General features: G+C 58.9%; 17 protein-coding genes and 2 pseudogenes. 14 read left to right on the forward strand and 5 right to left on the reverse strand.

The window, feature by feature from the left end; genetic code table 11:
- Positions 1-124 precede the first annotated feature (124 nt).
- The 6 genes from ACA073_RS14535 (at position 125) to ACA073_RS14560 (ending at position 9,071) form a co-directional block, all read left to right on the forward strand.
- Entirely contained in the window at positions 125-1,516 is a 1,392-nt protein-coding gene (locus ACA073_RS14535; protein ID WP_497397127.1) for a GntP family permease, read from the forward strand.
- 7 nt (positions 1,517-1,523) lie between these two features.
- Entirely contained in the window at positions 1,524-2,297 is a 774-nt protein-coding gene (locus ACA073_RS14540; protein ID WP_497397129.1) for a 3-hydroxybutyrate dehydrogenase, read from the forward strand.
- Positions 2,298-2,470: 173 nt separating this feature from the next.
- The gene (locus tag ACA073_RS14545; RefSeq protein WP_497397131.1) at positions 2,471-4,426 is read left to right on the forward strand and encodes an acetoacetate--CoA ligase; all 1,956 of its coding nucleotides are present in this window, start codon (positions 2,471-2,473) and stop codon (positions 4,424-4,426) included.
- A gap of 100 nt (positions 4,427-4,526) precedes the next feature.
- Positions 4,527-5,582: a tetratricopeptide repeat protein gene (locus ACA073_RS14550; protein WP_497397133.1), complete on the forward strand. Its 1,056-nt coding sequence runs from the start codon at positions 4,527-4,529 to the stop codon at positions 5,580-5,582.
- A gap of 319 nt (positions 5,583-5,901) precedes the next feature.
- Positions 5,902-7,404: an ATPase domain-containing protein gene (locus tag ACA073_RS14555; protein WP_497397135.1), complete on the forward strand. Its 1,503-nt coding sequence runs from the start codon at positions 5,902-5,904 to the stop codon at positions 7,402-7,404.
- Entirely contained in the window at positions 7,401-9,071 is a 1,671-nt protein-coding gene (locus ACA073_RS14560; RefSeq protein WP_497397137.1) for a response regulator, read from the forward strand. Before ACA073_RS14555 ends, ACA073_RS14560 begins: the two co-directional genes overlap by 4 nt.
- A 126-nt stretch (positions 9,072-9,197) precedes the next feature.
- Here ACA073_RS14560 and ACA073_RS14565 read toward each other — a convergent pair whose 3' ends face one another.
- From ACA073_RS14565 to ACA073_RS14585, 5 genes are all read right to left on the reverse strand, one after another.
- A complete protein-coding gene (locus ACA073_RS14565; RefSeq protein WP_010460444.1) occupies positions 9,198-9,575 on the reverse strand; it encodes a response regulator in 378 nt (125 codons plus the stop codon).
- A gap of 77 nt (positions 9,576-9,652) precedes the next feature.
- Entirely contained in the window at positions 9,653-10,834 is a 1,182-nt protein-coding gene (locus tag ACA073_RS14570) for a hybrid sensor histidine kinase/response regulator (RefSeq protein ID WP_497397139.1), read from the reverse strand.
- Positions 10,828-11,421: a chemotaxis protein CheB gene (locus ACA073_RS14575; protein ID WP_497397141.1), complete on the reverse strand. Its 594-nt coding sequence runs from the start codon at positions 11,419-11,421 to the stop codon at positions 10,828-10,830. Before ACA073_RS14575 ends, ACA073_RS14570 begins: the two co-directional genes overlap by 7 nt.
- Positions 11,418-12,251, reverse strand: a complete 834-nt coding sequence (locus tag ACA073_RS14580) for a CheR family methyltransferase (protein WP_497397143.1) — start codon at positions 12,249-12,251, stop codon at positions 11,418-11,420. Before ACA073_RS14580 ends, ACA073_RS14575 begins: the two co-directional genes overlap by 4 nt.
- Complete coding sequence (locus ACA073_RS14585; protein WP_497397145.1) at positions 12,251-15,742, reverse strand: response regulator; 3,492 nt, start codon at positions 15,740-15,742, stop codon at positions 12,251-12,253. The genes ACA073_RS14580 and ACA073_RS14585 overlap by 1 nt, the downstream gene beginning before the upstream one ends.
- Before the next feature lie 262 nt (positions 15,743-16,004).
- Between ACA073_RS14585 and ACA073_RS14590 the strand changes: the two genes are divergently transcribed.
- The 8 genes and pseudogenes from ACA073_RS14590 to tssI all read left to right on the forward strand — a co-directional run bounded on the left by ACA073_RS14590 (position 16,005) and on the right by tssI (position 23,551).
- Positions 16,005-16,370 (forward strand): response regulator, encoded by a 366-nt coding sequence (locus tag ACA073_RS14590; RefSeq protein WP_497397147.1) that lies wholly within the window; start codon positions 16,005-16,007, stop codon positions 16,368-16,370.
- An 89-nt stretch (positions 16,371-16,459) separates the two neighbouring features.
- A complete protein-coding gene (locus tag ACA073_RS14595) occupies positions 16,460-17,764 on the forward strand; it encodes a glycosyltransferase (protein ID WP_497397149.1) in 1,305 nt (434 codons plus the stop codon).
- A 174-nt stretch (positions 17,765-17,938) separates the two neighbouring features.
- Positions 17,939-18,826, forward strand: coding sequence for a phosphatidylinositol-specific phospholipase C domain-containing protein (locus ACA073_RS14600; protein ID WP_497397151.1), 888 nt, complete (start codon positions 17,939-17,941; stop codon positions 18,824-18,826).
- Positions 18,827-18,884: 58 nt separating this feature from the next.
- Positions 18,885-19,097, forward strand: a complete 213-nt coding sequence (locus ACA073_RS14605; RefSeq protein WP_497397153.1) for a hypothetical protein — start codon at positions 18,885-18,887, stop codon at positions 19,095-19,097.
- A 39-nt stretch (positions 19,098-19,136) separates the two neighbouring features.
- Positions 19,137-19,256: pseudogene (locus tag ACA073_RS14610) on the forward strand (AraC family transcriptional regulator); the annotation flags it as partial.
- 347 nt (positions 19,257-19,603) lie between these two features.
- Positions 19,604-20,624, forward strand: a pseudogene (gene xylB, locus ACA073_RS14615) (xylulokinase); the annotation flags it as partial.
- 13 nt (positions 20,625-20,637) lie between these two features.
- Positions 20,638-21,582: a carbohydrate kinase family protein gene (locus ACA073_RS14620; RefSeq protein WP_497397155.1), complete on the forward strand. Its 945-nt coding sequence runs from the start codon at positions 20,638-20,640 to the stop codon at positions 21,580-21,582.
- A 283-nt stretch (positions 21,583-21,865) separates the two neighbouring features.
- Positions 21,866-23,551, forward strand: coding sequence for a type VI secretion system tip protein TssI/VgrG (tssI, locus tag ACA073_RS14625; protein WP_497397157.1), 1,686 nt, complete (start codon positions 21,866-21,868; stop codon positions 23,549-23,551).
- Positions 23,552-23,682 lie beyond the last annotated feature (131 nt).

A 23,682-nucleotide genomic window follows, 5' to 3' on the forward strand; every position in this document is an offset into this window, starting at 1 on the left:
ATGCCGGCTCGAAAAATATAAAATATCCTTACATTTCAATATGTTACAGGCTTGGCATGAAACTCGCTAAAGCCCTCCCCCACACAACTTTACCCCAAAAAAATAACAATCCAGGAGACACACCATGAGTGTGATCATCGCCTTGGCAGCCCTCACGCTGCTGATGCTCGCGGCCTACCGTGGCTACAGCGTTATTCTCTTTGCCCCGATCGCCGCTCTCGGCGCCGTTCTGCTCACCGACCCTTCCGCTGTCGCCCCCGCCTTCACCGGGGTGTTCATGGAAAAAATGGTCGGCTTCATCAAACTGTACTTCCCGGTGTTCCTGCTCGGTGCGGTGTTCGGCAAGCTGATTGAGTTGTCGGGTTTCTCGCGCTCCATTGTCGCGGCGGCGATTCGTTTGCTCGGCACCCGCCAGGCGATGCTGGTGATCGTGCTGGTCTGCGCCCTGCTGACGTACGGCGGCGTGTCGCTGTTTGTGGTGGTGTTTGCGGTCTACCCGTTCGCTGCCGAAATGTTCCGCCAGAGCAATATCCCTAAACGCCTGATCCCGGCAACCATCGCCCTCGGTGCGTTTTCGTTCACCATGGACGCCCTGCCCGGCACCCCGCAGATCCAGAACATCATTCCCAGCACCTTCTTCAACACCACCGCCTGGGCGGCGCCGTGGCTGGGTGTAATCGGGGCGATTTTCGTGTTCTGCGCCGGCATGCTGTTTCTCCAGCGCCAACGCAACAAGGCCCAGCGCACCGGTGAAGGCTACGGCTCCGACCTGCGCAACGAGCCGGAAACCGCTGCCGATATCAAGCTGCCGAATCCGTGGATCGCGCTGTCGCCGTTACTGGCGGTGGGCATCATGAACCTGCTGTTTACCCAGTGGATTCCCCAGTGGTACGGCAAGACCCACAGCCTCGCACTGCCGGGCATGGCCGCGCCGGTGACCACTGAAATCGCCAAACTCACGGCGATCTGGGCGGTTCAGGCTGCGTTGCTGGTCGGCATCATCATGGTGCTGGTGTTCGGCTTCAAGGCGATTCGCGGCAAGTTGGCCGAAGGCAGTCGAAGTGCGGTCAGCGGTTCATTGCTGGCAGCGATGAACACGGCGTCGGAATACGGTTTTGGTGCGGTGATCGCCTCGCTGCCGGGCTTTCTGGTACTGGCTGACTGGCTCAAAAGCATTCCCAACCCGCTGGTCAACGAAGCGATCACCGTGACCCTGCTGGCCGGCATCACCGGCTCGGCGTCGGGCGGCATGAGCATTGCGCTGGCGGCCATGGCCAATAACTTCATCGCCGCCGCCCATGCAGCGAACATTCCCCTGGAAGTGCTGCACCGCGTCGCCGCGATGGCCAGCGGCGGCATGGACACCCTGCCGCACAACGGCGCGGTTATCACGTTGCTGGCGGTGACCGGCCTGACCCACCGCGAAGCCTACAAAGACATTTTCTGTATTACGCTGATCAAGACCCTGGCGGTTTTTGTGGTGATCGGTACTTTCTACGCCACTGGCATTGTGTGAGGTATTCATGACGACTCTTTCGGGCAAGACCGCACTGGTCACCGGTTCCACCAGCGGCATCGGCCTGGGCATCGCTCTCAGCCTGGCCAAGGCTGGCGCCAACCTGATTCTCAACGGTTTTGGCGATGCGTCCAAAGTGATTGCCGAGGTTGAACAGTTCGGTGGAAAGGTCGGCCATCACCCCGCCGATGTCAGTGACCCGGCGCAGATCGCCGACATGATCGAATACGCCGAACGCGAGTTCGGCGGCGTGGACATTCTGGTCAATAACGCCGGTATCCAGCATGTGGCTTCCGTGGAAGACTTTCCCGTGGAGCGCTGGGATTCGATCATTGCGATCAACCTGTCGTCGGTGTTTCACAGTACCCGGTTGAGCCTGCCGGGCATGCGCAAGAAAGGTTGGGGACGGGTCATCAATATCGCTTCGGTGCACGGCCAGGTCGGGTCGGTGGGCAAGGCGGCTTACGTCGCGGCCAAGCACGGGGTGATCGGTTTGACCAAGGTGGTCGGCCTGGAAACCGCCACGACCAATGTCACCTGCAACGCCATTTGCCCGGGCTGGGTGTTGACACCGCTGGTGCAGAAGCAGATTGATGACCGCATCGCCACCGGGATTGATCCGCAGCAGGCGCAGCATGATTTGCTGGCCGAGAAGCAGCCTTCGCTGGAGTTCGTCACCCCGCCGCAATTGGGTGAGCTGGTGTTGTTTTTGTGCAGCGAGGCCGGTAGCCAGGTGCGGGGCGCGGCGTGGAATATTGATGGCGGGTGGTTGGCGCAGTAATCAGCCGCTAACCCCTGTGGCGAGGGAGCTTGCTCCCGCTGGGTGGCGAAGCCGCCCCAAAATGGTCGCAGCACCCATTTTACGACTGCTGCGCAGCCGAGCGGGAGCAAGCTCCCTCGCCACAGAAGCTCATATTTCACAAAGGCCTGTGTAATTAGAAGAAGAGGCAAACCATGTCCGACATCCTCTGGCAACCCGGCGCCAAGCGCATCGCCAAGACCCGCATGGAGGCCTTCCGGCGCTTCATCAATCAGCGACACCACCTCGACGTCGCCGACTACGCCGATCTGCATCAATGGTCCATCGATCAGCGGGTCGACTTCTGGCAAGCCATCGTCGATTTCTTTGATATCCGCTTCCACGATCAACCCGACGCCGTGCTGATCGAAGGCGATCACATGCCCAGCGCCCAATGGTTCCCCGGCGCCACCCTGAACTTTGCCGAACACTTGCTGCGCCGCCGCGACGATGCCGTCGCCGTGATCGCGATCGGCGAAAACGGCCAGCGCGAACAACTCACCTGGGCCGAACTGGCCGAGCATGTCGCCGGTTTTCAAAACAGTTTGATCGTCGCCGGCGTCGGCGTCGGCGATCGCGTCGCCGCGTGCATGCCCAATACCTGGCAAACCCTGGTGGCCATGCTCGCGACCACCAGCCTCGGGGCGATCTGGTCCTGTTCGTCGCCGGACTTCGGTACCCAAGGGGTGATCGACCGCTTCGGCCAGATCGAACCGAAAGTGCTGATCACCTGCGCCGGCTACCGCTATGCCGGCAAAGACATCGACCAGCGCGCCAAGGTCAACGAAATCCTCGAACGCCTGCCGTCGCTGCAACAATTGATCGTCGTGCCTTATGCTCGACCACAGGCGCGCATCGAAGATTTCCACACTCCGGCCGACGTAACGCTCTGGGATGCATTCTACGAACCGGGTGGCGAACCGGACTTTGTCGCCGTGCCCTTCGCGCACCCGTTGTACATCCTCTATTCCAGCGGCACCACCGGCGTGCCCAAATGCATCATTCACAGCACCGGCGGCGTGCTGCTGCAACACGTCAAGGAACATGGCCTGCATTGCGATCTCGGCCCCGCCGACCGCTTGTTTTACTACACCACGTGCGGCTGGATGATGTGGAACTGGCTGGTCTCGGCCCTGGCCGTGGACAGCGCCGTGGTGCTGTACGACGGTTCGCCGTTTCATCCCGGCCCGGAACGTTTGATCGACCTGATCGACGACGAGCGCATCAGCGTGTTCGGCACCAGTCCCAAGTACCTCGCGACGCTGGAAAGCAACGGCGTGAAACCTCTGCAAAGCCACGATCTTGGCAGCCTGAAAACCCTGCTGTGCACCGGTTCTGCGTTGTCGCCGCAAAGTTACGACTACGTCTACCGCGACTTCAAGGCCGACCTGTGCCTGGCGTCGATGTCCGGCGGCACCGACATCGTTTCGTGCTTCGTGAACGGCAATCCGTGGCTACCGGTGCGTCGCGGCGAAATCCAGGGCAAGAGCCTGGGCATGGCCGTCGAGGTCTGGAACGACGCCGGCACGCCGGTGGTTGGCGAAAAAGGCGAGCTGGTCTGTACCCGGCACTTCCCGGCGATGCCCATCGGCCTTTGGAACGACCGGAGCGGCGAGAAGCTGCGCGCGTCCTACTTCAGCCAGTTTCCGGGAGTCTGGGCCCAGGGCGATTACGCCGAACAACTGGCTCATGGCGCGATGATGATTCACGGCCGCTCGGACGCGGTACTCAACCCCGGCGGCGTGCGCATCGGCACCGCGGAAATCTACCGTCAGGTGGAGAAAGTCCCGCAAGTGATCGACAGCGTCGCCATCGGTCAGCAGTGGCAGGATGACGTGCGGGTGGTGCTGTTTGTGCGCTTGTGCGATGGCGTCGAGCTCGACGAAGCCCTGCAACAGCAGATTCGCCAGGTCATTCGCGCCAACACCACGCCACGGCATGTGCCGGCGAAGATCGTCGCGGTGACGGACATTCCACGGACCATCAGCGGCAAAGTGGTCGAGCTGGCGGTGCGGAACGTGGTGCATGGCCAGCCAGTGAAAAACACCGACGCGCTGGCCAATCCCGAGGCATTGGCGCAATTTCGCGACCGACCGGAACTCCTTGATTGACGAAGACCGGAGGCCTTTCAAAGAAGGCAGGTTTGACTCACAGCCCGGTGTGACCGAAGCTGGCAACCTTGCAAAAGCTTGCCAGCTCCCGGATTACTGCATGCCCCAGTCCCGCCGTTACCTGATCATCAGCCTCTGCATCCTGTTTGCCATCGGTCTTGCCTGGCTTTTCCTGCGCAGCACGACCCCCGTGGTGCCGGAAGCGATCAGGCGTGGTTACAGCGAAGCACTGACGCAGGCGCGGGCCGGTCAACCGGGCGCGGCGCGGGTCCTTTATCAGCAACTGGGGCGTCCCGACATTTCCCCCAAACGCCGCGTCTGGCTGCATGCCGAGCTGCCCAACTATCCCAGCCCTCAGGCCCTGAAACTGGCGGACGCCGACCTGCAACACCCCTCGCCCGATGTACGCATCGCCGCCATCAGAAGCATCAGCGGGCTGGTTCCCAGCGGCCAACGCAGTCTGTTGCTGGGCCCGTTGCTTGATGACAGCGAACAACGTGTCCGGCTTGCCGCGGTGAACGCATTGCTGGGGCTGTCCCCGGACGACCTGGGTTTGTATTTCGGACCGTTGCAGCAGGCCATCGATGCATGGGAACAGGTGCTCACCCATGCACCTGAAAGCGCAGACAACCAGTACCAACTGGCCCGGTTGCATCTGCACAATGGCGAGTACAAGGCAGCGCAACTGGCGCTTGAAAACACCTTGCGCCTGGCCCCCCACAATCTGCCCGCGCTGGTCATGAAAATCGAAGTGCTGGACAAACAGGGCCAAAGCGAAGCTGCCCGGCTGCTGTTGGCCAAACAGTTGAAGGCCCAGCCCGATTCCGCGTACCTGCAACATGCCCTGGGGATGTGGTTGCTGCACCACGGTCAGAGTGAGTTCGCCCTGCTCGGCTTGTCCAAAGCCGTGGAACTTGAACCGGACAACAAGGATTATCGCTACGACCTGGCGACCACGCTGCACGACGAACAAGAGCTGGAAGCGGCGCAGAAACAATTGCAGGAGATCGTCCAGCGCCACCCCGCCGACCGCAAGGCCCGGGTCCTGTTGATCAACTACTGGAAAGAAAGCGGGCAGCTGCAAAACGTGCAGATTCTGTTGGCGCAACTGGAACAACTCAACCCCGATGACCCGGCCTTGCAGCAAGGTCTTTAAAAACGCCGAGGTGATGCACTGTAGGAGCAGCCGGTCGACGCTCGATTGCTCGCGATGGTCTTTAACGAAAACGCGTGTCTACTGGCTAAACACGGCGCTCTTGAGTCCATCGCGAGCAAGCTCGCTCCTACAATGTTGCGTCGTTCACCGGAATGATGGTCTCCCGATTCTGTAGGGCCTGGCTTGCCTGCGAAGAGGCCCGCAAGATCTACGCAAAACGTTGGAACCCCCATCACGGCCAATGGTCAAGTGAACAGGCAGTCCATTCAGGCAATTCAGGCCTGCTGCCTCGCTTCCCCTAGTCATGAGAGGGCATTTTTTGTCTACATCTAACGAGTTCTTCAGTACAAAAGCCGCCACCGGCATCGAAGGTCTGGATGACATCCTGGCCGGTGGATTGTCCCGCGGGCATGTTTTTTTGCTCGAGGGCGAACCCGGTACCGGCAAAACCACCGTCGCTTTGCATTTTCTGTTGGCCGGCGCCACTGCCGGCGAGCGCTCGTTGTACATCACCCTGTCCGAAACCGAACGCGAACTGCGCCAAGGCGCGTTGTCCCACGGCTGGGAGCTGGATGAAAACATTCACATCTTTGAGCTGACCCCTCCGGAAAGCCTGCTCAATGCCGAGCACCAGCAGAGCCTCCTGTATTCCTCCGATCTCGAACTGGGTGAAGCTACCCGGCAGATTTTCGAAGTGGTCGAACGGATCAAGCCCACCCGCGTGGTGCTCGACAGCCTTTCCGAAATCCGGCTGCTGGCCCAAAGCTCCCTGCGCTACCGCCGCCAGATCCTCGCGATCAAACACTACTTCGTGCGCTATGACGCGACGGTGCTACTGCTGGATGACCTGACCACCGAAGCCCTCGACAAAACCGTGCACAGCGTGGCCCACGGTGTGATTCGTCTTGAAGAGCTGAACCCCAACTACGGCGCCGAGCGTCGGCGTATCCGCGTGGTGAAGTACCGCGGACAAAAGTACCGCGGCGGTTTTCACGACTTCACGATCATGGGCGACGGCGTACACGTATTCCCGCGCCTGGTCGCGGCCGAACATCGTGGCAAGTACGTGCGCAGCCAACTCACCAGCGGCATTAACGAAATGGACGCCCTGCTCGGCGGCGGCATCGAGACCGGCTCCAGCACCTTGATTCTTGGTCCGTCCGGAACCGGCAAATCGCTGATCACGATGATTTTCGCCGCGGCTGCCGTGGCGCGTGGAGAAAAAGCCGCACTGTTCATTTTCGATGAAGAGCTCGGCTTGCTGTTTGAGCGCATGAACAACATGGGCATCGACTTGCAGGCCCTGCAAGCCACCGGCAATCTGCTGATCGAACAAGTGGACGCTGCAGAATTGTCCCCCGGCGAGTTTTCCCACCGGGTCCGTCGCTGCGTCGACGAGCTCGAAATCAAGACCGTGGTCATCGACAGCATCAACGGCTACCAGGCAGCAATGCCGGAAGAAAACGCCTTGGTGTTGCACATGCATGAATTGCTGCTGTACCTCAATCGCCGAGGCGCCGCGACCTTCATGACCGTCGCCCAACACGGGCTGGTCGGTGACATGCAAGCGCCGGTCGACATTACTTATCTGGCCGATACGGTCATCCTGCTGCGCTACTTCGAAGCGCTGGGTCAGGTTCGGCGGGCGATTTCGGTCATCAAGAAACGCACCGGCAGCCATGAAACGACCATCCGCGAATACCTTATCAATCAAAAGGGCATGACCATCGGCGAACCACTGAACGCGTTTCAGGGTGTATTGCGCGGCGTTCCGACGTACATGGGTGAAAGCCAACCGTTGCTCGAGGATAAAAACCCGTGACGGTGCGGCAAGCGACGACCGAGCGCGCGATCATTCTCGCGCCGCTGGGACGTGACAGCCAGATTGCATTGATGATGCTTAACGAAGCGGGTTACGAAGGAGTCATCACCCGGGACCTGATCGGCCTGTGCGCCGAGCTGGAGCAAGGCGCCGGGTTGCTGTTGATCTCCTCCGAGGCGTTGCTGGGCAGCGACCTCGAACCGCTGTTCCGTCTGATCGAGCACCAGCCCGCATGGTCCGACCTGCCCATCGTGCTGATGACCTACCATGGCGGCCCGGAACAAAACCCGGCCTCGCGCTTCGGCCCGCAACTGGGCAATGTCACTTTCCTTGAGCGCCCTTTTCATCCCGTGACGTTGATCAGTCTGGTGACCACCGCCTTGCGCGGCCGACGCCGACAGTATGAAGCCAGGGATCGGCTGATCGATCTCAGTCAAAGCGAACTGCGTCTGCAAACCACCCTCGAAACCCTGGAACAGCAGGTCGAGGAACGCACCGCACAGTTACGTCACAACGAAGAAGCCCTGCGCCAATCGCAGAAAATGGAAGCGGTCGGCCAGCTCACGGGCGGTATTGCTCACGACTTCAACAACATGCTGACCGGGATCATCGGCAGCCTGGAACTGTTACGCCGGCGCCTGGCACGCGGACGCACCGATGATCTGGACAGCCTGATCGATCTGGGCGTGACGTCGGCCAACCGCGCAGCAGGCCTGACTCACCGTTTGCTGGCGTTTTCCCGCCGGCAGTCGCTGGACTCCAAACCCGTGGAGATGAACACCCTGGTAGTGTCCATGGGTGAACTGCTGCAGCGCAGTATCAATGAAAGCATTCACCTGGACATGCAGCTCAACGAGCAACTGTGGGTGGCCGAGGCCGATCCCAATCAACTGGAAAGCGCCCTGCTCAATCTGGTGATCAATGCGCGGGATGCCATGCCCGACGGTGGAAATCTGGTAGTCAGCACCGGCAATCAGCATCTGGACCGTGATTTCACAGACGCCCACAGCAACCTTGAACCCGGCGACTATGTGGTGCTCAGCGTTTCAGACACCGGGTGCGGGATGCCGCAAAGCACGATCAACCGCGCCTTCGACCCGTTTTTCACCACCAAGCCGATCGGCCAGGGCACCGGCCTTGGTTTGTCGATGATCTACGGTTTCAGCAAACAATCACGCGGGCACGTCGCCATTCACAGTGAAGTGGGCGAAGGCACTACGGTGAGTCTGTTTCTGCCGCGTTTCAGTGGCGACCTGCCTCAGGATTGTCCGTCGGACGTGCAGCACGCCCTGTTCGCGCTGAACGGCGAAACGGTGCTGATCGTCGAGGATGATCCAGCGGTGCGAGTGCTGGTCAGTACCGTGCTGAGCGACCTGGGTTATGCCTTCGTCGAGGCCAGCGATGCCGACAGCGCGGTGCCGATTCTGGATTCCGGGCAACGTATCGACCTGATGATCAGCGACGTCGGGCTACCCGGCATGAACGGTCGTCAACTGGCGGAAATAGGCCGGCAGTTCCGGCCTGATCTCAAGGTGTTGTTCATTACGGGTTATGCCGAACATGCAGCGGTGCGGGGTGGGTTCCTTGATCCGGGCATGCAGATGATCACCAAGCCGTTTACCTTCGACCTGTTGACGGCGAAGGTGCGGGAGATGATCCGAATATGACGCGCCCCCGTACCCTGTAGGAGCGAGGCTTGCCCGCGAAGAAGCCCTTAGATTTGCATCGGTCTCACGGATGCCTTCGCGGGCAAGCCTCGCTCCTACACGGTGGCATTGCCCACATGCCGCTGCTTACGACAGCATGTCCTGCATCAGTTCCTGCAACACATCCAGGTCAAACGGCTTGCCCAGAATCGGTGCCTTGCGCGTGATCGGGCTGTCGGTCTCGCGGATTTCCTGTGGGTAGCCACTGATGAAAATCACCTTGAGTTCCGGCCGCAGCTTCACCGCGGGCTCGGCGATCTGCACGCCAGAGATCCCGCCCGGCAGACGGAAATCGGTGATCATCATGTCCAGGTGCGGCTTGCTCGCCAGAATCTCGAAGGCCTGCTCGCCGTTTTCAGCCTGCAGCACCCGGTAGCCCTCACCCGACAGATAGGCCGACAGCACCATCAGAATCGAGGGGTCATCTTCGACGATCAATACGACGTCTTGTGCATCTTCACTCATGGGAAGCCTTTGTTCGGTCAATAGCTGCTGATACGACCCCGGGGTCGATCAGAGGTTGCGTTTATCCGGCTGTTTTCCTACAGCGGCAGACAAACGCGAAACAAGGCGCCTTCGCCAATCCGGCTCTCGACGGTTATGGAACCGCCATGGGCGGTCACGATCTGTTCTGAAATAAACAACCCCAGGCCCAGCCCGGCGACGGCATGTTTGGCCGAAACCCTTTCGAACTGCTGGAAGATACGCTTCTGGTTTTCCTCTTCAATGCCGATCCCCTGATCGCGCACTTCCACCAGCGCCTGATCGTGCTCACTGTACACCTTCACGCTGATCGGACTCTTGGCGCCGTAACGCAACGCGTTGGTCAGCAGGTTGGAAATCACCTGTTCAATGCGAAATTCATCCCAGTTGCCCAGCACCGGATGCTCGGCGTCCAGGGTCACCGAGGATTCGGCGGCAACGATCTGCGGGGCGAAATTCTGAAGCAAGTTGCGCACCAACGCCGACAGATCGAAGCGTGTCGGCCGGATCGACAACTTGCCGGTGCGAATCCGCGATACATCCAGCATGTCCTCGATCAGGCGGATCAGGCTTTTGATCTGCCGTTCGTCGCGGTCGACCATCGCGTTCATCTTGTCCAGGGTGAACGCCGCCGCGTTGTCCCGGGCCAGGTGCATCTTGCGCAGCTGGGTTTCGAGGATCAGGCCGTTGAGAGGCGTGCGCACTTCGTGGGCGACGATGGACATGAAGTCATCGCGCATGCGTACTGCCTGCTCCAGTTCCAGCTGGGTACTCTGCAACTGTTTAAGCAGCGCTTCCTGTTCCCGGCGGCTCTGCTCCAGCGCTTCGACCTGTTGCTTCATGGCCTTGCTCTGGCGGAACAGATCGACGAACACGTTGACCTTGCTCTTGACCGCGTGGATATCCAGCGGCTTGTGCAGGAAGTCGACAGCGCCGCTTTCGTAGCCTTTGAACGCATAGTTCAGTTCACGGCCGGCGGCACTGACGAACACAATCGGGATGTTCTTGGTTTTTTCCGTGCCACGCATCAATTCGGCCAGCTCGAAGCCATTCATCCCGGGCATCTGGACGTCGAGAATGGCCAAGGCGAATTCGTGCTGCAACAGCAGCGACAAGGCTTCGTCGGCGGACAAGGCTTTGTAGACCATGCGGTCTTCACGCTTGATCAGCGCTTCAAGCGCCAACAGGTTCTCCGGCAGATCGTCGACGATCAGCAGTTTGGCTTGGATGTTACTTAGCATGCTATTCGTTCCAGCTCGACAAGCAGACGGCCGATGCCGTGGATAGGGAGAATATGGTCCGGCTGGTGGATATCCAGCGCCGCCAGGGGCATGGTCGCGACCTGGGCTTCGTCCGGGTCCTGCACGATGGTCAGGCCGCCACGCTGCTTGACCTGGGCCAGGCCACTCGCGCCATCGCGGTTGGCACCGGTCAACAGCACGGCGGCCAGGGTCGGGCCATAAGCATCCGCGGCGGACGAGAACAGGTAGTCGATGGCAGGCCGCGAATAATGCACGCGGTCTTCCAGGCTCAGGGAAAAGGTACGGTCCTGCTCCACCGACAAGTGATAGCCAGACGCTGCGAAATACAGCGTTCCCGCTTCGACCGGCGTTTTGTCACGGGCTTCCTGAACACGCATGGCCACGCGTCGGGCAAACACGTCGGCCAGGTGACTGCGACGCGCATCGGGCAGGTGCAGCACCACAATGATCGGCAGCACGAAGCCTTCGCGCAGCGGGCTGAGGAGACTCAGCAACGCCTCGACGCCGCCGGCTGAAGCACCGATCACGATAGCCTCCACTGAAGGCAACTGCGCTGCGCTGTTCATGATTTTCGGTAGATCCGTTCTTGTTTGACCAAGGGCTCGAACTGGCTGCCGAAAGCCGAAAAATCCGGGGTTTCCTTGCTGCCCAGCACCAGAAATCCACGATGGCAAAGGGATTCGTGGAACAATCCGAACGCTCGATCCTGAAGTTTTTTATTGAAATAAATCAAAACGTTACGACACGAAATTAATTGGGTTTCTGAAAAGACACTGTCGGTTGCCAGGCTGTGGTCGGCGAAGGTTACGTTCTCACACAGACTCTTGTCGAAAATCGCGTAGCCGTACGCCGCCGTGTAGTAGTCAGCGAATGAACGTTGACCACCCGCCTGCTGGTAGTTATGAGTGTAGGCGCGGACATTCTCCATGGAGAAAATCCCCTGTTTGGCCTTGTCCAGCGAACGCGGATTGATGTCGGTGGCGTAGATGATGGTGCGATCGAGCAAGCCTTCTTCGCGCAGCAGGATCGCCATCGAATAGACCTCTTCACCGGTGCTGCAACCGGCGATCCAGATCTTGATCGAGGGATAGGTCTTGAGCAGCGGCACCACTTCCTGACGGATCGACAGGAAGTGCGACGGGTCGCGGAACATCTCGCTGACCGGGATCGTCAGCAATTGCAGCAGTTGCATGAATGCCGCTGGATCGTGCAGCACCTTCTCTTGCAGCGCCGAAATGGTGGCGCACTCGAACTGGCTCAACGCGTGGTGGACGCGACGCTTGATCGACGCGCCGGAATAATCGCGAAAGTCGTAGCTGTATTTGAGGTAGATCGCCTCGATCAACAACCGCAATTCGATTTCGCTGTTTCGTTCCACGGGATAAATGCGTTCCACTAAATGCGTTCCATCTTCGGCAACCACACGCGAATCAGCGAGAACAATCGATCCAGGTCGATAGGCTTGGCCAGGTAATCGTTGGAGCCAGCCTGCAGGCAGCGCTCCTGATCGTCCTTCATGGCTTTGGCCGTCACCGCAATGATCGGCAGCTTGCGCCAGCGCGGATCCTGCCGGATCAGGCTCGTCGCCTCGTAACCGTCCATCTCCGGCATCATCACGTCCATCAACACCAGATCGATGTCCTCCACTTCATTCAGTCTTTCAATCGCTTCACGACCGTTACGGCCAATGACCACGACTGCACCCTTTTGCTCCAGCGCGCTGGTGAGGGCGAAGATGTTGCGTACATCGTCGTCCACCAGCAGCACTTTGCGACCCTCGAAGACCTTGTCGCGGCTGCGCGCGGTCTTGAGCATCGTCTGCCGTTCATGGGACAACCGCGATTCGACTTTGTGCAGAAAGAGTGTGACCTCATCCAGCAACCGCTCCGGCGAGCGCGCGCCCTTGATGATGATCGAGCGCGAATACTTGCGCAGCTCGGCCTCTTCGTCGCGGGTCAGGTTGCGCCCGGTGTAGACGATCACCGGCGGGAACGAGCAGATATCCTCGGTGGACATGCGCTTGAGCAGGTCGTTACCGAGCATGTCCGGCAGTTTCAGGTCGATGATCATGCAGTCGAAAATCGTCGTGCGCAGGAGGTTCAGCGCATCCTGCGCCAGGCCGACGGCGGTGATTTCGATGTCCTCGTCGCCGATCAACCGGGCAATGCTGTCACGCTGCAGATCGTCGTCTTCGACCAACAGCACGCGCTTGACCTTCTGGGTCAGCTTGGCTTCAAGACGGGCAAACACGTCCTTGAGCTCTTCGCGGGTGGTCGGCTTGACCGCGTAACCGATCGCGCCCATGTGCATGGCGGCTTCGACGCGGTCCTCGACCGAGATGACGTGCACCGGAATGTGCCGGGTTTCCGCGTGCTCCTTCAGGCGTTGCAGCACGGTCAGACCCGAGTGGTCCGGCAGACGCATGTCCAAAAGGATCGCGTCGGGAATGTATTCCCTGGCCAGGTCGTACCCTTCGTCGGCGCCATGGGCCACCAGGCACTGATAACCCAGTTCGTGCGCCAGGTCGTAGAGAATGCGCGCGAAGTTCGGCTCGTCCTCGATCACCAGAATGCAGCGAGTCGCGAACGGCGTATTCGTGCGGTCATCGTTGAAGCGCGGGATATCGACGTCGGCAATCAGCGGCACAAGCGCAGCGGGTGCCACTTTCGGCGTCATGAGCACCGGTGAGGATTTCATCGGTTCGACCGGCGTGTCGCCCGGCTCAACGTACTGCTGCGGCAAGACCAGGGTAAACACACTGCCCTGCCCCGGCTCGCTGGTGACGCTGATGGAACCGCCGAGCAAGGCCGCCAGGTCACGGGAAATCGACAAGCCCAGGCCCGTGCCGCCATAACGACGATTGGTAGTGCCATCGGCCTGACGGAACGCCTCGAAGATACTTTCCTGGTGATCCGCCGCAATGCCGATCCCGGAGTCGCGGACGATGAACGCAATACCCTCGCCTGGTTGACTGGCGACGGTCAGACTGACCGTGCCCTTTTCGGTGAACTTCACCGCGTTGGACAGCAGATTCTTGAGCACCTGCTCCAGGCGCTGACGGTCGGTGAAGATCATCATCGGCGCGCCGGGCTGCAGATCCACCTGGAAATCCAGTTTCTTGTCCGTAGCCATGGGCTGGAACATCCCACGCAAACCGTCCACGAGACGCGCGACGCTGGTGTTCTCCGGACGCATCTCAAGCTTGCCGGCCTCGACCTTGGAAATGTCGAGGATGTCGTTGATCAGGTTCAGCAGATCGTTACCGGCCGAATAGATCGACTCGGCGAACTTGACCTGCTCGGCACTGAGGTTTTCCTGGGGGTTTTCCGCCAGCAGCTTGGCCAGGATCAACGAACTGTTCAGCGGCGTGCGCAGTTCGTGGGACATGTTGGCGAGGAACTCGGATTTGTACTTGCTGGAGCGCTGCAACTCTTCGGCGCGCTCTTCGAGCTGCGTCTGGACCTGATTGAGTTCGGTGTTCTTCAGGTCCATGGCATCGCGTTGCTCGGCGAGGATCTGTGCCTGATCGGCGAGCTGTTCGTTGGTCTGCTCCAGCTCGACCTGCTGGGTTTCCAGATGAGCCTGGGATTCCTTGAGAATCCTTGATTGTTCTTCAAGCTCTTCGTTGGCGGTCTTGAGTTCTTCCTGCTGGACCTGCAGCTCTTCATTGAGCTGCTGGGTTTCAGCCAGCACTTCCTGCAAACGTTGGCGATAGCGCGCGGCTTCGATGGACGTGCCGATATTGCCGGCAATCAGTTCGAGCAGTTCGACGTCACGATCGTTGAGCGGGCGCAGGAAGCCCAGCTCGATCACACCGTTGACCCGATCATCGTCGCTGGTCGGCACGACCAGAACGCTGTGCGGCAGTCCTTCGCCAAGCCCGGAGGTGACCTTGAAGTAATCGCTCGGTACGTTGTCGAGGCGGATCAAGCGCGCCTGTTGCGCCACCTGGCCAACAATCCCTTCATCGCTGTAAATCTGTTGATCGCGCTCTTCCTGCTCGCGGGAAAAACCGTAAGAGGCAATCCGCTTGAGGCCGCCATGTTCTTCACGCACATAAACAGCCGCGACGGCCGTGCCCAGGTATTGCGCACAAAACTGCAAAATGTTGCGACCGAGCATATTAAGCGACAGTTGCCCCAGTACCTGCTCGGCCAGTTCGGTCTGGCCATTGCGCAGCCAGGCCTGCTGCTCCAGGCGCCGGGCACTGGCTTGTTGCGCGGCGAGCGTGGCGCTGTAACTTTGCGACAGGTTGAGCAAATCACGGCGGCCAATGTAAGCCAGCAATGCGCTGATACCGAGGATAAACAACAGATAGAGGCTGATGCTCCAGATCGTGGTGCGGCGCACGTCCTCATTGCGCGTAATGCGTAACTGCTGCTCCATCTCAATCACGTCTTCGAATTGCTTGCGGATCTCATCGGTCAGGCGCTTGCCCCGCCCGGCCTTGACCACGCTGCGGTAATCGCCACTCGCACGCTGCAAGTCGATCAGGCTCTGCGCGTACGTGCCCCACTCATCCTGCAAAGCCTGGAGCCGTTGCAAGCGGTCCGTTTGCACCGGATTGTCCGCGGTCAGTTCGAGCAAGGTGTTGACCGCTACCGCGACTCTTGGCCGGGCGGTTTCGTAGGGTTCGAGGAATTTCTCGTCGCCGCTGAGCAGAAAGCCGCGCATGCCGGTTTCCAGATCAACGGTCAGCTTCACCGCTTCATTGGCGTTATTGATCACCCGGTCGGTGTGTTCGACCCACTGGATCACCGACAACAGATAAGTGATCAACGAGACAAAGAACACCGCACTGACCACGCCAACGCCCAACGGCAGACTGACGTTGCGGCTCAGGAGTTTACGAAATCGTTGTTCATCAACCGAAGACACGGTGGTCATGGGGAGGCCTTGTCGAACTGTTGAAAACCAAGGAGTTTGCCCCAAATGCGCCGCATTGATCCATTTTTCTGACGTGTTTTTGCGCGAAATCCTACATTCCGCTGCTCCGGCGCAAGGGAGCGGTTATCCTTGCCGGCCCTTGTGCGGCTATTCTTTTTTATGGCGTGGTTGGGAACTTGTCGGGTTCCGTCACTTACTCATGCTAGAGCCCGGCGTTTTTGATCGACCGGTCACCGCGAATTCAATTTTTGAGAGCCCCATTATGTCCGCCGAAAAATCCATCATCCTGGTCGTCGAAGACGACGATATCGTGCGCATGCTGATCGTCGATGTCCTCGAGGAGCTGGAATTCAAGGTGTTGGAGGCCGACGGGTGCGAACAGGCGCTGGAGTTTCTCAACGATGAAGATCAGTACATTGATCTGATGATGACCGACGTCGGATTGCCGGTGATGGATGGCCGGGAATTGGCCACACAGGCACGCATGGTTCGCCCGGAATTGCCGATCCTGTTCGCCAGCGGCTATGCCGAAAGTATTGATGTGCCCACAGGAATGCATGTGATCGGCAAACCCTTCTCGATTGATCAGTTGCGCGACAAGGTCAAAGGCATTCTGAACAACGTCTAGTCTGCGCTGAAACGGGCTCAGCCATCGCCCGGCTGTGGTTTAATTGCGCCCCGCTTTTATCCCTGCCCCGTTTCAAGGTATCCCCCTGCATGAACCAGCCCCGCGCCACCAAAGTCCTGGTCATCGGTTATGTCTGGCCCGAGCCTGCTTCGTCGGCGGCCGGCGGGCATATGATGCAGATCCTCGATACCTTCCTGCAGCAAGGCTGGGACATCACGTTCAGCAGTCCGGCGCGCAGCGGCGAACATCGGGCAGATCTGACGGTGCTGGGCATTACCGAAGTACCGATCGAGCTGAACAACAGCAGTTTCGACACTTTCGTCAGCGAGCTGGCGCCGGATATCGTGCTGTTCGAACAATTCATGATGGAAGAACAATTCGGCTGGCGCGTTGAAAAGCACTGCCCGGAGGCGGTTCGGGTGCTTGAGACTTCCGACCTGCAGAGCCTGCGCGATGCCCGGCATCAGCGGCTCAAGCAGCATTTGAAACAGAGTGATGATGCCAATGATTTCAGCGACCTGTTCGCGCCAGCCTTGCGAGAAGAATTCGAACTCATGGCCGGCACCGACCTGGCCAAACGGGAGATCGCTGCACTGTATCGCTGCGACCTGAACCTGATGATTTCCGAAGTGGAAATCGAGCTATTGGTCGAGCAGTTCAAAGTGCCACGCAATCTGTTGCATTGGTGCCCGTTGATGGTCGATGTACCCGACAGCCCGCCCGCACCATTCGAAGAACGGGCGCACTTTATCCATATCGGCAACTTTCGCCATGCGCCCAACTGGGATGCGGTGCTCTGGCTGAAAACCACGATCTGGCCGCTGATTCGCGAGCAGTTGCCCACTGCGCAACTGCACATCTATGGGGCCTATACGCCGCCCAAGGCGACGGCCTTGCACAATGCGGCCCAGGGTTTCCATGTGCTGAACTGGGCAGAAGATGCGTTGCAAGTGATGTCGGCGGCGCGGGTGTGTCTGGCGCCTTTGCGTTTCGGTGCGGGCATCAAAGGCAAAATTGTCGATGCGATGATCTGTGGCACACCCAATGTCACCACACCTATCGGTGCTGAAAGCATGCAGGGCCAAGGCACCTGGCCCGGCGCGGTGACCCGCACGGCGCGTGAGTTCGCCGATTGCGCCGTGCAGTTTTATAACGACAAGGTGCACTGGCAGAACGCTCAGACAGATGCGCAAGTGCTATTGGCCGAGCGTTACCGGCAGGCGGTTCACGGTCCGGCCCTGGTCGAAAGACTGATCCATACCCAGCAACATCTGACACAACTTCGCCGGGATAACTTTACTGGCAGCATGCTGCGTCATCACCAACACAAAAGTACCCAGTACATGGCGCAATGGATTGAAGCCAAGAACCGTAATCCATCAGCGGCTTCGTAACTTCGGGCAGTCGAACAACTTCCAATCTGATAACACCCTCCTCCTATCGGCGAGATACTTTCTGTATCAAGCCGACCCTTGGATATCAATCTTTCTGTGATTATAAATAGTGTCTACGCGCCAACTTTTAAGCCTTGGCCCGATAACTAACGCTATACAGGCAAGGAAGCCTTCATGCACAGTCCGACCTCTGAACGTTACACACTCAATAGCTGGATGACCGCTACTCCGGGCATCGATTCATTATCCCTGAACCAATTGATTCTGCCGGGCGCCCATAATGCCGGTGTAGACAAAAAGGCCACTTACAGCGCACCGGGAATTGCTCATTGGGCCGCTTGCCAGAACTGCTCCTTTTACGAGCAATTGCAAAAGGGAGCGCGAGTGCTTGATGCGAGAATTGAATACGCCGTCGACGCCCGCGGGGTTGGAACATTCTGGTTTCAGCATAACGGATACCGGTCCTCCCGGTCTCTGGAAAACCTGATCATGCAGGTGCGACGCTTTGTTCAGGAGAACCCTGACGAGTTCATTCTCCTGGACTTCCATGAGTTGAAACCCACTCACACGCCGTTTGATTACAAGGAGTTCAACCGTTTCATGCTGACGCATCTGGGCGACCAGATCATTCCTGCCCGCAATCGATACCTGAACCTTGGCGACCTGAAGAAACTCAGTCGCGTCCAGCGGGTGTGGGTCGCCGCCGAGTACCACACGCAACTGGATCGACACTGGTTTCTCTCGCTGGTCAAGCACAACTGGAGTGGAATTGCAGACACCAGCGTCAGCCAACTGGAGGCTCACATCAGCAAGGTGATGGCGTTCGCTCCCGATCCCTACGCGGTCTGGTCATTGTCCGCGACCAGCTATAGCCACATCGGCGGCCCTGTGGACATCAAAAAACACCTTGATCGATGGTTTGATCCCGCTATCGGCAACTGGATCTTCAAATGCAACATTATCAATGCGGATTTTTTTGAAGAGTCAAATCTCGTGGCCAACTGCCGCGCCGCCAACATCATCAAAGCAGCTCAGTTGCCAGGCGTGGGATTAGATCACTAGTGCGCAATACATTATTTCAATGGATTGAAGTAAAAAACCGACTTGACCGGGAAATGCCATGACTTACAACCCGACAGCAACGTTCAACAAACAGGAATGGATGAGCAATATCACCGATATCGATCAATTAACATTGGGCGAAATTGTCTGGCCTGGCGCCCACAATGCCGGCATGGATATAAAAGCTCCGGACCATGGCGTACTGGTCGGTGTCTGGGTGAGTTGCCAGAACGATTCATTTGCCTGGCAATTGGCCCCACTACGCCCGTGAACTGTCTCTGGAGGAAGTCGCCGAGCACCTGGGCATGAAGAGTCGGGCTTCAACAATATTTCCAATTTCAACCGGCGTTTTCAGCAATTGAAAGGCATGACGCCGTCGCACTATCGGCGGTTGGCGGTGCAGCGGTTGACTGAACAAAACCTGGGTTGAAGGCGTTGGTCATGTGGTGATTTTTGGAATGCCTTCGCGGGCAAGCCTCGCTCCTACTGGTATCGCGTATGCCTTGTAGGAGCGAGGCTTGCCCGCGAAGAGACCCTCAAAACCTGTACAAATTCAATGCCCGCTCACCCCTGCAAAGCCTGTTCCTGCATCTCCCCCCTCTAACTCCAGTGCAAAATAGTATCAATTCAAGTGCGATGGATGATTTGTCTCATCCGCAATTGAAGGCTGTAATCAGTGCACATTCTTCCTGCCTAGGAAGACACAAAAACAATAACTGTCCTTCTGTCCCCACCGGGTGCAGAAAAGGAGTGCACGATGCAACCTTCGGTAAAAGCATCCTCTTGCTCCACGACTACCTCGACCACTGGCTCACCGGCCGCAGTTGCAGCGAGTACGGCGACGCCTCGGGCACCGGTTATTTCAACGTGCGCACCCGCCAGTGGGACTTGCCGCTGTTGCGCGACATCGACCCCAGCGGGCGCTTGCAAGCCGCGCTGCCGGAGCTGATCGACGCCCATCAAGCGGTCGGCACAATCCTGCCGGGCATCGCCGAGCACTTGGGCATCAACCCCAAAGCGCTGGTGTCCAGCGGTGGCGGCGACAACATGATGGGCGCCATTGGCACCGGCAACATCCAGCCCGGCGCGATCACCATGAGCCTGGGTTCGTCAGGCACGGTGTATGCGTACGCCGATCAACCGAACGTCAGCCCGGACGCTTCGGTCGCGACGTTCTGTTCCTCCCGCGGCGGCTGGCTGCCGCTGATCTGCACCATGAACCTGACCAACTCCACCGGGGTGATTCGTGATTTGTTCGAACTGGATATCGCGCAATTCAACACTCTCGTCGCACAAGCGCCGATCGGTGCCGAGGGCGTGTGCATGCTGCCGTTTCTCAACGGCGAACGCGTCCCCGCCCTGCCCCACGCCAGCGGCAGCCTGCTGGGCTTGACCATGACGAACCTGACGCAAGCCAACCTGTGCCGCGCCGTGGTCGAAGGCACGACCTTCGGTTTGCGTTACGGACTGGACCTGCTGCGTCAGAATGGCTTACAAAGCCAGCGCATCTGCCTGATCGGCGGCGGCTCGAAAAGTCCGGTATGGCGGCAGATCGTCGCCGACATCATGAATACCCCGGTGATCTGCACCGAACAAAGCGAAGCCGCCGCTCTCGGCGCGGCGATTCAGGCCGCGTGGTGCAAGTCCTGGGCAAACGGCCACGAAAACAGCCTAGGCGGACCTGTGCGAGCGTTGCGTGAAGCTCGATCTCGCCAGTGAAACCCTGCCGATCGCGGAAAACGTGGCGGCCTGTCAGCAGGCCTACGAACGCTATCAACAGCATGTCGCAACCCTTTAAAGAGTGAACAACTATGTACCTGGTGTGTGGCGAAGCGCTGTTCGATTTTTTCAGTGAAGACGACGCCAGCGGCGTGGCTTCAAAAGTGAATTTCAAGGCGATTGCCGGCGGCTCACCGTTCAACGTCGCGGTCGGTTTGCGCCGCTTGGGCGTGGACGCGGCACTGTTTGCCGGGTTATCGACCGACTACCTTGGCCGGCGCTTGCAGCAGTTGCTGCAGGATGAAGGTGTGCGTGCGGATTACCTGGTGGATTTCGCGGCACCGACCACCCTGGCGATGGTCGCAGTCGGCGCCAACGGTTCGCCGCATTACAGCTTCCGTGGCGAAGGCTGCGCGGATCGGCAGTTGAAACCGGAGCATCTGCCGCAATTGCGGCCAGAGGTGCGCGGCTTGCACATCGGCTCGTTCTCGCTGGTGGTGCAGCCGATTGCCGACACGCTGCTGGCCCTGGTGCAGCGGGAAAGCGGCAAGCGTCTGATCAGTCTCGACCCGAATGTGCGGCTCAATCCTGAACCGGACATCGAACTCTGGCGTTCGCGAATTGCCACGTTGGTGGAGCTGGCCGACCTGATCAAAGTCAGCGATGAGGACTTGAGCCTGCTGTACCCCGAGCAGGATCCGCAGCGTGTGATCGAAGGCTGGCTGCAGCATCGCTGTCAGTTGGTGTTCCTGACCCGTGGCGGCGAGGGCGCGACGGTGTTCAGCCGCAACCATGGTTCGTGGTCGGTGCCGGCCCGCTCGGTGAAAATCGCCGATACGGTGGGGGCTGGCGATACGTTCCAGGCGGCGTTGATTACCTGGTTGACCGAGCATCAGCTGGATTCGGTCGAGGGTGTGCAATCACTTGCGCGCGAGCAGATCGACGGAATGTTGAAGTTTGCAGTGCAGGCGGCGGCGCTGACGTGCAGCAAGACCGGGCCGGATTTGCCGTATCGGCAGCAGTTAGTATTGGGTTGAATTCAAGGGACTCTTCGCGAGCAAGCCCGCTCCCACAGTGGATCTACGCCGTGCACAAAAACTGTGTTCGGCGTAGATCCACTGTGGGAGCGGGCTTGCTCGCGAAGGCATTCTAAAAGGCGCAACAGAACCGAAGACCTCCTGTATTCATTAGCCAAAACCGCGCCATTAAGGGTTTCCCCGATGTCGGGTCGCCCCATCGCCTACGGCATTTGCGCCTTGAACGAGTCAGTTTAATCCTGCACCATCCGCTCCTGCTTATCCAAAGGACGGAATTCAAGGCATGCTGGACGCAAACGCAACCCATATTTCCCTCACGCTGGAAGGCGTTTCCGTTGACCTTCAGGTACTCGGTTTCGTCGGTCGCGAAGCCCTCAATCAGCCCTTCTGTTTTGACATCGAACTGGTCAGTACCCGCCCCGACCTGAAACTCGAAGAATTGCTGCACAAGCGCGGCTGCCTGACCTTCGGCGCCACCGGCAAAGGCATCATTCACGGCCTGGTTTACCGCATCGAGCAAGGCGACTCCGGCAAAAGCCTGACCCGCTACAGCATCAGCCTGGTGCCGCAACTCGCGTATCTGCGGCATAACCATGACCAGCAGATCTTCCAGCATTTGACGGTGCCGAAGATCATCGCCCAGGTACTCGAAGCGCGAGGCATTCTGGCAGACGCCTACAGCTTCCAGCTCGGTGCGATCTACCCGGAGCGCGTCTACTGCGTGCAGTACGACGAATCCGACCTGCATTTCATCCAGCGCCTGTGCGAAGAGGAAGGCATCCACTTCCACTTCCAGCACAGCAGCAGCGGCCACAAACTGGTGTTCGGCGACGACCAGACCGTATTCCGCAAACTCGCGCCCGTGGCCTATCAGCAAGACTCGGGCATGGCCGCCGAGACACCGGTGATCAAGCGCTTCAACCTGCGCCTGGAAACCCGCACCACCCGCGTCGGCCGCCGCGATTACGACTTCGAAAAACCACGCATCCTTCCTGAAGGCGCCGCTTCCAGTGCGTTCGCGCCTGACCTGGAAGACTACGACTACCCCGGTCGTTTCACCGACCGCGCCCGCGGCAAGCAACTGGCAACCCGCGCCCTCGAACGCCACCGCAGCGACTACAAACTCGCGGAAGGCAAAGGCGATCAACCGACGCTGGTCAGCGGCCACTTCATGGCCCTGAGCGAACACCCGCGCGCCGAATGGAACGACCTCTGGCTGCTGCTGGAAGTGGTCCACGAAGGCAAGCAGCCGCAAGTGCTCGGCGAAAACGTCACCAGCGACGTCACCCAGAACAAAGACGACTTCCATCAGGGCTACCGCAACCGCTTCCTCGCCACGCCCTGGGATGCGCACTACCGCCCTGCCCTCGAACACCCGAAACCGCAAGTCCTCGGCAGCCAGACCGCCATCGTCACCGGCCCGCCCGGCGAAGAAATCCACTGCGACGAATACGGTCGCGTCAAAGTGCAATTCCACTGGGACCGCGACGGCCAACCGAGCAAATCAATCCTCAGCTGCCCCTTGGCTGACGGAACGCGGATATCTTTGTTGGCTGAGCCAACTCCGGAGGGTCAGCGGCTATTCGTCGAACTCGATCAAAAAATAGAAACGGCATTTACCGACATGCCTAACTCTGACTTTTTGGGAGAAATAGCTTTAGCCAAGTGCGCCTCTTCCAGTTTGATATTTGCGATGAACTACGGCTCGCCCTATTTGAAGGGCGTCGTCTTACGCAAAAACCCGGTTAGCCATACGTTAGAGAGAATAAATTTTGCCGAGAAAGCCTTGCCCCGTTACCTCTACCTGGGACAAAAGCAGATGCGGTTAGTCATTCCAAATATCGGGAATGAGGTTTCCACAAAGTTTCTGGTTTATGACTACTTCTCGGGTAAAGGCCAACCTGATGAGGCGGCTGGTAGTAATGCTGTACCAAATGGGCGTGGGTTCAAGGTTGTTCGCTTAAGGTGAGCGTTTCTCAATCGAGGTAATACACTTTTTATTGTTCGGTCGGAGGATAAGACCTTCTACAGCTTCCGCCCAGTGTTCACCTCATAACCCTGAGCGGAAGTATTGCCTGAGCTAACACCCTCCACCAGAAA

This window comes from Pseudomonas sp. LBUM1670, from assembly GCF_059695695.1.